The 10,525-nt window shown below is 64.9% G+C and carries 7 protein-coding genes and 2 pseudogenes; 8 read left to right on the forward strand and 1 reads right to left on the reverse strand.

The window, feature by feature from the left end; all coding sequences use genetic code 11:
- The 8 genes and pseudogenes from V7E26_RS26835 to V7E26_RS26870 form a co-directional block, all read left to right on the forward strand.
- Nucleotides 1-755 (forward strand): annotated as a pseudogene (locus V7E26_RS26835) (hypothetical protein); the annotation flags it as partial.
- 127 nt (nucleotides 756-882) lie between these two features.
- Nucleotides 883-1,614 (forward strand): thermonuclease family protein, encoded by a 732-nt coding sequence (locus tag V7E26_RS26840; RefSeq protein ID WP_324422177.1) that lies wholly within the window; start codon nucleotides 883-885, stop codon nucleotides 1,612-1,614.
- Between the two features lie 190 nt (nucleotides 1,615-1,804).
- A complete protein-coding gene (locus V7E26_RS26845) occupies nucleotides 1,805-2,575 on the forward strand; it encodes an LssY C-terminal domain-containing protein (RefSeq protein WP_324422179.1) in 771 nt (256 codons plus the stop codon).
- Nucleotides 2,576-2,728: 153 nt separating this feature from the next.
- Nucleotides 2,729-3,913 (forward strand): pyridoxal-phosphate-dependent aminotransferase family protein, encoded by a 1,185-nt coding sequence (locus V7E26_RS26850; protein WP_324422181.1) that lies wholly within the window; start codon nucleotides 2,729-2,731, stop codon nucleotides 3,911-3,913.
- A 151-nt stretch (nucleotides 3,914-4,064) separates the two neighbouring features.
- Nucleotides 4,065-5,135 carry an ABC transporter ATP-binding protein gene (locus V7E26_RS26855; protein ID WP_324422183.1) on the forward strand — a complete coding sequence of 357 codons (1,071 nt, stop codon included), beginning with the start codon at nucleotides 4,065-4,067 and terminating at the stop codon, nucleotides 5,133-5,135.
- A gap of 20 nt (nucleotides 5,136-5,155) precedes the next feature.
- Entirely contained in the window at nucleotides 5,156-6,223 is a 1,068-nt protein-coding gene (locus V7E26_RS26860; RefSeq protein WP_324422185.1) for an ABC transporter substrate-binding protein, read from the forward strand.
- Between the two features lie 2 nt (nucleotides 6,224-6,225).
- On the forward strand, nucleotides 6,226-7,956 hold the full coding sequence (locus V7E26_RS26865) for an ABC transporter permease (protein ID WP_324422187.1): 1,731 nt from the start codon (nucleotides 6,226-6,228) through the stop codon (nucleotides 7,954-7,956).
- Nucleotides 7,957-8,045: 89 nt separating this feature from the next.
- Nucleotides 8,046-10,163, forward strand: coding sequence for a S9 family peptidase (locus V7E26_RS26870; RefSeq protein WP_324422189.1), 2,118 nt, complete (start codon nucleotides 8,046-8,048; stop codon nucleotides 10,161-10,163).
- 102 nt (nucleotides 10,164-10,265) lie between these two features.
- Here the strand turns inward: V7E26_RS26870 and V7E26_RS26875 are convergent.
- Nucleotides 10,266-10,525: pseudogene (locus tag V7E26_RS26875) on the reverse strand (ribonuclease activity regulator RraA); the annotation flags it as partial.

Genomic DNA, 10,525 nt, shown 5'->3' on the forward strand with positions numbered 1-10,525 from the left:
CCGATCCGATCCTCGACCAGCCGCTGCTGGATTTCTACCGCGGCTACCAGGTGCGCGAGGGCGCCAACGAGCCGCGCGTCACCGTACCGCTCAACGACAACATCGAGTACGAAGGCGGCGTCGTCACCTGGATCGACAATCTCGCCGGCGAGCGGCCCTACGGCAACGACCTCGATCCCACCCTCAATCTCGACATTCTCGAAGTCTCGTTCCGCAACCTCAAGCGCTGGAAGATTCTCGAAACGCCGGCGCGGCTGCAGACGGTGCATCGCATCATCGGCTTCCAGCGCAAGCTCGCCGAGAGCGGCGCCTTCGCCAATCCGCGCTCGCACATCTATTACCTGCCGGAGCTCTACTCCGCCTATTTCGGCCGCTGCCATGCCGCCTACATGGCATTGCCCGCGGCGGCGCGGCAGGCGATCGATCCCGACGGCGCGTTCGAGATCATCCGCCTTCGCGTGCTGGCCTATGTCGAGGGCGAGTTGATCGCGCGCGAGATGAACGCGTTCGACGCGGCGCTGGCGCTGATGGCGCTGGCGCATCTCGGCGCCGACGTCTCGACCTTTACGCCGGCGCTGGCCTGTATCGCGGCAAGCCTCGGCGAGGGCGGCCGGCACGGCCCGTACAAGGCCTATGAATGGAACAAGATGAAGACGCCGACGCGGATCCTGGTCGGCGGACCGGAGGTGACCTCGGCCTTTGTGCTGATGGCGCTCGCGCTGGCGAAGCGGAGAATGGCGAGTGGCGAATGGTGAGCAGCTTCCATTCGCTATTCGCCATTCGCCGGTTCGATGACAGGAAGTTGAAAACCATGCGACGCCGCGGCACTGGCACGCCGGGCGCTTTGTCCGCACTATCAGCCGCCTTTCGCCGGGACCGCCGATGACATTACGGAAATTGCTGTCCGCACTATTGCTGATGTCGCTTCCCGCGGTCGCGCAGGCGGCCGACATCACGGGCGTTCCGAAAATCCGCGAGGGCGATTACGTCCAGATCGGCAACAGCCGCATCCGCCTCGGCGGCATCGACGCGCCGGCGGTCGATCAGCTCTGCCTCAACACCAAGGGCGAGCGCTGGACCTGCGGCGTCGCCGCGCGCGACGAACTGACCAAACGCTTCGGCGGCAAGAGCTGGACCTGCCGCGCGAGGTCGGTCACCGATCGCCGCGGCCGCATCGTGGCGCGCTGCGAGGCCGACGGCGAGGACATCCAGAGATGGATGGTGTCGCATGGCTGGGCGCTGGCGCTGGCACGGATCTCGCGCGACTACGAAGCCGACGAGAAGGCCGCCCGCGAGGCCAAGGCGGGGATGTGGCAGGGCGCGTTCATCGCGCCATGGGACTGGCGCATCCGCAACAAGAAGACCGCGATCCTCGGCGCCGTCAAGCCGCCGGAAAGCGCGAAGGCGATCCTGCTGGCATCGGCATCCGGACCGGTGGCGCCGTCCCCCGACTGCACCATCAAGGGCAACGTCAACCGTTCCGGCGAGTGCATTTTTCATCAGCCGACCAGCCGCTGGTATGCGAAGATCGAGATGAAGATATCGAAGGGCACGCGCTGGTTCTGCTCGGTCGAGGAAGCCGAAGCCGCCGGCTGCAGGGAGACACGGCGGTAGTTTTTGCATTAAACTCTCCCCGCCTGCGGAGAGAGCCCCTCACCCCGGCCCTCTCCACGTGAAGGACGCGGAGAGGGGAAGTCCGACCAACATTTCCTGACGCACTCCTTTCGAGCGCAACGCTGTGGGGAATATTTCGACTGAACGAGGATTGCGACGGCAGCGGCGGGGCGGGTGGCGCCGAGCCGCCATGCTGACGTTTGTCATCCTCGTCGGCTACGGCCTGCTCGCATATCTGGTGCTGCCGGGATTCTGGACGCATTACGAGCATCAGCGCGGGCTTGCCGGCATGCCGATGGTGACGCGCACGGCGCAGGACATTCCCGGCGATCCCATGAATGTCGGGCTGATCGGCGACATCGCCGACGTCGTCTGCGCGATGCACGCGGCCGGCTGGTCTCCCGCCGACCCGATTACGCTGAAATCCTCGATCGAGATCGTCAGCAGCGTGCTGCTCGACCGGCCCTACAGGGACGCGCCGGTGAGCAATCTCTATTACCTCGGCCGCCGCGAGGATCTCGCCTATGAAAAGCCGATCGGCGCCAGCGCCGACCGCCGCAACCATGTGCGGTTCTGGAAGGTGCTGGAGAGCGGCGCGGAGCAGCGCCCGGTCTGGCTCGGCGCGGCGACGGAAGACCGCGGCGTCGGCGTCAGCCACTATACCGCCGCCGTCACCCACCACATCGCGCCCGATCTCGATGCCGAACGCGCGCTGCTGACCGCCGATCTGGAAGGCGCCGGCATGGTGGAAGCGAAATACCAGGTCACCGGCATAGGGCCCACGATCGCGGGGCGAAACGGCGGCGGCGATCCCTACTACACCGACGGTGAAATCTGGGTGCTGCGGCTGGTCGAAGCCTGCAAGAAGCGCGAGGCGCCGGCAGTGACGATCCCGAGCCCGCCGGCGACCGAGTTGAAGGATCAGATCTGGCACGCGATCGCCAATGTGGTGAAGGGATAGGACGTGCCGCTGTCGCCGTTGTGAAGGGCAATGAGTGCAATTTGACCGTTTTTGCAGCTTTGCCGTGCTCGCAATGACTGATCCGATCGAATATCATCCTGCCCTGACCTCACGCTGCGATCCGCGTGCTTGCCACTCAAGGAAAACCAACAAATGACCGTTCGCGCGGGCCGGGAATTTCTGGCCATTCCGGGGCCCACCACCATGCCCGACGAAGTGCTGCAGGCGATGCATCGCCCGGCGCTCGACATCTATTCCAGCCAGATGGTGGAATTGACCGAAAGCCTGCTCGCCGATCTTTCAAAACTGTTCGTCACCAGGGGCAAAACCTACATCTACATCGCCAACGGCCATGGCGCGTGGGAAGCGACGCTGTCGAACGTGCTGTCGCGCGGCGACAAGCTGCTGGTGCTGGAAAGCGGGCGCTTTGCAATCGGCTGGGGTCATGCGGCGTCGTTGATGGGCGCCGAGGTCGAGGTGCTCAAGGGCGACTGGCGCCGCGCGATCCGTCCCGCCGAGGTCGAGGCGCGACTGCGCCAGGACAAGGATCACAGCATCAAGGCGATCGTCGCGGTTCAGATCGATACCGCATCCGGCGCCTATAACGACATCGAGGCGATCGGCAAGGCGATCAAGGCGACCGGCCATCCTGCGCTGTTCATGGTCGACACCGTCGCGTCGCTCGGCTGCGTGCCGTTCGAGATGGACAAATGGGGCGTCGATGTCGCGATGTCCGGCTCGCAGAAGGGCCTGATGACGCCGCCCGGCCTCGGCTTCGTCGCCGCCAACGAGCGCGCGCTGCAGGTCCACAGGAAGGCCGATTTGCGCACGCCCTATTGGGACTGGAGCGAGCGCGAGGGCACCGAACACTACCGCAAATATGCCGGCACTGCGCCGGTGCACCTGCTGTTCGCGCTGCGCAAGGCGATCGACATGCTGCACGAGGAGGGACTGCCGAACGCGCATCTGCGCCATCGCCTGCTCGCCGAAGCCGTGCGCCGCGCGGTCGCGGTATGGAGCGAAGGGCAGGTGCTCGGCTTCAACATCACCGAAGCCAATGAACGTTCAGATACCGTGACGACGGTGACGATGAAGGGCAGCGATCCGCAGGCGCTGCAGCGCTACTGCAAGGAGAAATGCGGCGTGGTGCTCGGCACCGGCATCGGCGACCTCTCCGGCCAGGCGTTTCGTATCGCCCATATGGGCCATGTGAATGCGCCGATGATCCTGGGCACGCTCGGCGTTGTCGAGGTCGGTCTCAACGCGCTCGGCATTCCCCATGGCAAGGGCGGAACCGAAGCTGCGATTGAGTATCTCGGCGAGAACGTCGGGGCGTAGGGGCTGTCGCATCGCCGCATGGCGCCGAAGGAGTCGTCTCTGCGAACGCAGGGACGACAAAGGCCGCTTTCGAACTCTCTTTCCCAACCGGTTTTTGCCCGTATACTGGCATACCAAGCCGGGCGCTGATCCGTGCAGGACAAGGGTGGGAGTGAGGCGATTGGCGTCGGTTGATTTGCGCGGTCTTACCAAGCGATTCGGTGCGCTTGCGGTCGTCGATAACGTCTCCCTGAAAATCGATCATGGACAATTGGTCTGCCTGCTCGGCCCCTCCGGCTGCGGCAAGACCACGACGCTGCGGCTGATCGCGGGCTTTCTGGAACCGTCCGACGGCGAGATCCATGTCGGGGACCGGCTGGTGTCGTCGAAGGCGCGCACGCTGCCGCCCGAGCAGCGCAACATGTCGATGATCTTCCAGAGCTACGCGCTGTGGCCGCACATGACGGTGACGGAAAATATCGTCTACGGCCTGCGCCTGCGCAAGATGGATCGTGACACCATCGCCAAGAAGCTGGCGGCGATCCTCGCCACCACCAAGCTCGAGGCGCTGGCGCAGCGCTATCCCGGCGAACTTTCCGGCGGGCAGCAGCAGCGCGTGGCGCTGGCGCGCGCGCTGATCGTCGAACCGGAAACGCTGTTGCTCGACGAGCCGCTGTCCAATCTCGACGCCAATCTGCGTGAGGAGATGCGATTCGAGATCCGCCGCCTGCACGACGAATATCGCTACACCACGGTCTATGTCACGCATGACCAGTCCGAAGCCATGACCACGGCCGACCTGATCGCCGTCATGAACGGCGGCAGGATCGACCAGCTCGGCACACCCGAGGATATCTATGCGCGGCCGGAATCCGAATTCGTCGCCCGCTTCATCGGCGCCAGCAACGTCATCAAGGGCACGGCGCGCGACACCAACCATGTTTCTTTTTCCGGCGCGACGCTGAAGGTGATCGGCGCACCGCTGACGGCAGACCAGGCCGCCGCGGTCGCAATCCGCCAGCATGACGTCGGATTATCGACGCAGGCGCCGGCGTCACCGGACAATGCGATCAAGGCGGTCGTCACGCGGCAGGTCTATCTCGGCGCGGCGCGCGATTACATGGTCGAGGTCGCCGACGGCTCGAGCCTGCGCGTCACCACGCCGACCGAAACCGACGTGCCCAAAGGCAGCGAGGTCTGGCTGACGCTGCCGGCTGAGCGCTGCCGGGCGCTGAGCCGCTAGAACGAGAACGGGAGGACGCGATGAAGGGACGAAGGCTTTCCAGGCGCGACATCCTGCAAGGCTCGGTCGCGGTCGCCGCCGGGACGGTGTTCGCCTCCCCCCTTCGCGCCCAGGCGCCGGAGCCGGTCGCGATCACGCCGCCGCTGGTGGAGGCGGCGAAGAAGGAAGGCAGGCTGATCTTCTATTCCTCGATGGACCTGCCGGTCGGCGAAAAGCTCGGCAAGGCCTTCGAGGCGGCCTATCCCGGTATCGCCATCCAGATCGAACGCTCCGGCTCGGAGCGGCTGTTTCAGCGCGTCGACCAGGAATTCGGCAGCAACATTCGCGCCGCAGATGTGATCAACACCTCGGATGCGTCGCACATCATCACCTGGAAGCGGAAGGGCTGGCTGGCGCCCTTCGTCCCGGAGGATGTCGCAAAGCACTTTCCCGTCGACTACCGCGATCCCGAGGGCATGTCGGCCGCCTCGCGAATCTATCTGTCGTCGATCGCCTACAACACCAAACTGGTGAAGCCCGAGGACGCGCCGAAGAGCTTTGCCGACCTGCTCGATCCCAAATGGGCGGGCAAAATGGTCAAGGGCCATCCGGCCTATAGCGGCACCATCATGACCGCGACGTTCCAGATGGTGCGCGAACTCGGCTGGGACTACATGGAGAAGCTGTCGAAGCAGCGCGTGATGCAGGTGCAGTCGTCGACCGATCCGCCAAAGAAGTTGTCGCTCGGCGAGCGAGCCGTCATGGCCGACGGCAATGAATATGGCGTCGTGCTGCTGAAGGAAGCCGGTCAGCCGGTCGAGCCGATCTACCCGGCCGAGGGTGCGCCGACGATCTCGGGCCCGACAGCCATCTTCGCATCGGCCCCGCATCCCAATGCCGCGCGCCTGTTCCAGGCCTGGTTCCATACGCGCGAGACCCAGCAATTCTTCACCGACTACACCGCGCAATATTCGGTTCACGCGCAGGTGCAGTCGAAGCCGGGACGGCGGAAGATTTCCAACATCAAGCTGATGAAGGAAGATGCGGAGGGCGTGGAGAAAATGGCTGAGGAAATCAAGACGCGCTATGCGCGGCTGTTCAAGGTTTGACGATGTCGGCGACCACATCCACCACCATCACCGCGACCGGCGTCCCAAAACCCCGCCTCGACCTCACCCGCCCCGTGCTGTGGCTGTTCGCGGCGTTCATGATCGTGCTGATCGTGCTGCCGCTGTCGTGGCTGATGGTGTTCGCGTTCACCGACAAGGCGCGGCATCCGACGCTGCAGAACTTCGTCACGCTGTTCACCGATCCCGCGTTTCTCGATCCGCTGCTGACGACGGCGATCATCGCCACCACCTCGGCGGTGATCTGCTGCCTCGTCGCCGCGCCGATCGGCTGGCTGGTGTCGCGCACCGACATGCCGGGGCGCCAGACCATTCGCGCGCTGGTCACGGCGTCGTTCGTCACGCCGCCGTTCCTCGGGGCGGTCGCCTGGGAATTGCTGGCGGCGCCGAACAGCGGAATGCTGAACCAGTTCTACCGCTACCTCACCGGCGCCGAAGATCCCCTGTTCGACATCTACTCGCTGACCGGGCTGGTCTTCGTGATCTCCTGCTACACCTTTCCGTTCGTGTTCGTGCTGGTCGCCAATGCGCTCGACAACATGCCGGGTGAACTTGAAGACGCTTCTGCCATTCTCGGCGGCAAGGCCTGGACCACGGCGCGGCGGGTCACGATCCCGCTCGCGCTGCCGGCCCTGGTCGCCGGCGCGTTGATCGCGTTCCTGCAGGCGATGACGCTGTTCGGATCGCCCGCGATCCTGGCGCTGCCGGCGGGCTTTCACACCATGACGACAAAGATCTGGAGCCTGTTCCAGTATCCGCCGAAGCTCGAACTCGCGGCCGCCGCCGCCGTGCCGCTGCTGCTGCTGACGATCCTTCTGCTGCAGGGACAGAAATTCCTGCTCGGCCGCCGCGGCTTCTCCGTGGTCGGCGGCAAGTATGGCCCGCCGCGCCCGGTCGAGATGGGCGGCTGGCGCTGGGCGGCGCTGGCGTTCTGCCTCGTCGTGCTGCTCAATCCCGTGTTCCTGCCCTATCTCGCGCTGCTCAACGCGGCGTTCTCGCCGACCGCGACCACGCTGGTGACGCCGTCGACGGCGACGCTGCACAACATCGTGTTCGTCTTCACCGAGTTGTCGTCGACCCAGCTTGCGCTGAAGAACACGGTGATCCTCGGCGCGTCGACCGCCACCGTCGGCACCATCCTCGCACTGGTCGTGGCCTATGTCACGACGCGCCGCGTGATCGCGAGCCATCGCCTGCTCGGATTTCTCGCCACCGCGCCGGTCGCCGTGCCCGGCATCGTGCTCGGCGTCGGACTGTTCCTGAGCTACACGCGGCCGCCCTTCGTGCTCTACGGCACGCTGTGGATCCTGCTGCTCGCGTTCCTCACCATCAACCTGCCCTCGGCCTACCAGCAATTGCAGGCGGCGTTCGCGACCATTCACCCCGAACTGGAAGACGCCAGCCGCATCCTCGGCGCGACACGGCTGCAATCGCTGTGGCGCGTTACCGCGCCCCTGCTGCGCACCGGCGTGATCGCGACCTGGTGCTTCATCTTCATCGGCGTGATGCGGGAACTGTCGGCGGCGATCGTGCTGTTCACCTCGCAGACCAAGGTGCTGTCGGTCCTGATCTACGACCTCAACGAAAGCGGCGACCTCGCCGCCATTTCGGTGCTCGGCATCGCCATGCTGGTGATCACCTTCGCGGTGGTGCTGGCGGTGAATCGCATCCCGATGTTCGGCGGCGGCGCCGGGGCGAGGTTGCGGAACAGTTAGGAAGCGCGGTGCCATAGGTCCTGCGCATCTGGTAATTTGCCGCATTCACCCCGATATAAGGCACGATCCTGCAGCCATATGAGGACCGCGTGACCAAAGCCGCCACCCAACAGCCTGCCCTGTCAGCACCATCAGCGCCGAAGCGCCCGCACAGCTTCACCCATCACGGCATCACGGTGACGGACGATTACGCCTGGCTGAAGGACGCCAACTGGCAGGAGGTGTTGCGCGATCCGGCGATCCTCGATCCGGATATACGAAAATATCTGGAAGCTGAAAACGATTACACCGAGAGCCTGCTCGGTCACACCGAGCCGCTGCAGAAAAGACTGGTCGCGGAGATGCGCGGCCGGATCAAGGAAGATGATTCCAGCGTGCCGGCGCCGGACGGACCGTTTGCCTATTTGCGGAAGTTTCGCGAAGGCGGGCAGCATGAACTGTTCGGCCGCACGCCGCGCGACGGCGGCGACGTGAGAATCGTGCTCGACGGCGACGCGCTGGCGGCGAACCACGAATACTTCAAGTTCGGCAGCGCACGGCATTCGCCCGATCACAGGCTGCAGGCATGGACCGCCGACACCAAGGGCTCCGAATATTTCTCGATCCGCGTGCGCGACTGGGAGACCGGGATCGATCGCGACGACCTCGTCGAGGAGACCGACGGCGGCATCGTCTGGAGCAAGGATTGCCAAAGCTTCTTCTATGTGAAGCTCGACGACAACCACCGCCCCATGCAGGTCTGGCGTCACAGGCTCGGCACCAGGCAGGCCGACGACACGCTGATCTATGAGGAGCAGGATTCCGGCTGGTTCACCCATCTGCACGAGAGCTCTTCCGGCCGCTTCTGCGTGATTGCCGGCGGCGACCACGAGACCTCGGAGCAGCGGCTGATCGATCTCGATCGTCCCGACGCGCCACCGCTTCTGGTCGCGGCGCGCGAGGAAGGCGTGCAATATTCGATCGCCGATCGCGGCGACGAACTCTTCATCCTCACCAATGCTGACAACGCCATCGACTTCAAGGTCGTCACCGCGCCGCTGACAGCGCCCGAACGCGCCAACTGGCGCGATCTCATTCCCTATCGCGACGGCGTCTATGTGCTGGATGTCGAGCTCTATGCCGGCCATATGGTGCGGCTGGAGCGCGCCAACGCGCTGCCGGCGATCATCATACGCGACCTCAGAACAGGTGAAGAACACGCCATCGCCTTCGACGAAGCCGCCTATTCGCTCGACACCATGGGCGGCTACGAGTTCGAGACCACCAACCTGCGATTTTCCTATTCGTCGATGACGACGCCGGCCGAAGTCTATGATTACGACATGGCAACGCGGGCGCGGATCCTGCGCAAGCGCCAGGAAATCCCGTCGGGCCACGATCCCGCCGACTACGTCACCACCCGCATCATGGCGACGTCGCATGACGGCGCGCAGGTGCCGGTTTCGATCCTGCACCGCAAGGATCTGGTGCGCGACGGCAAGGCGCCGCTGCTGCTCTACGGCTACGGCTCCTACGGCATGGCGATGCCGGCGTCCTTCGCCGCCAACCGCCTGTCGCTGGTCGATCGCGGCTTCGTCTATGCGATTGCGCATATCCGCGGCGGCGCCGACAAGGGCTGGGGCTGGTATCTCGACGGCAAGCGCGAGAAGAAGACGAATACGTTCGACGATTTTGCAGCCGCAGGGCGCGCACTGATCGAGGCCAAATATACCAATGCAAAGCGCATCGTCGGCCATGGCGGCAGCGCCGGCGGCATGCTGATGGGCGCGGTCGCCAACCGCTCCGGCGAATTGTTCGCCGGCATCGTCGCCGAGGTGCCGTTCGTCGACGTGCTCAACACCATGCTCGACGACACGCTGCCGCTGACGCCGCCGGAATGGCCGGAATGGGGTAACCCGATCGAGAGCGAGAAGGATTTTCGCACCATCCTGTCCTATTCGCCCTACGACAATCTCGCGGCAAAGGACTACCCGGCGATCCTGGCGATGGGCGGGCTGACCGATCCGCGCGTCACCTATTGGGAGCCGGCGAAATGGATCGCGCGGCTGCGCGCCACCATGCGCGGCGGCGGCCCGGTGCTGCTGCGCACCAACATGGGCGCCGGTCACGGCGGCGCGTCCGGACGCTTCAACCGGCTGGATGAGGTCGCGATCGTCTATGCGTTCGCGCTGTGGGCGGTGGGGCTGGCGGAGAATGGTGAGGTTTGACGGTATCGTAGCCCGGATGCAGCCCAGCGAAATCCGGGATCTTGCGAGCGGTGCGACCGACCCGGATTGCGCTTCGCTCCATCCGGGCTACACGATCCGCAATCACCGCCCGTTCTTCTTTCGCCACGCGGCGAAATCGGTCAGCGTTTGCGGGTCCGTCGCCGGATAAAGCCCCAGGATGCCGCGGCCGCCGCGGACCTGTTCGGTAACGAAATCCTCGAACGCGGTCATCTCGACCGCCTCGTCAGCAATCTCGTCGGCGAGATGCGCGGGGATCACGATGACGCCGTCGCTATCGCCCAGGATCACGTCGCCGGGAAACACCGGCGCGTCGCCGCAGCCGATCGGCACGTTGATCTCGA

It is taken from the genome of Bradyrhizobium sp. (genome assembly GCF_036735945.1).
GTDB lineage: Bacteria > Pseudomonadota > Alphaproteobacteria > Rhizobiales > Xanthobacteraceae > Bradyrhizobium.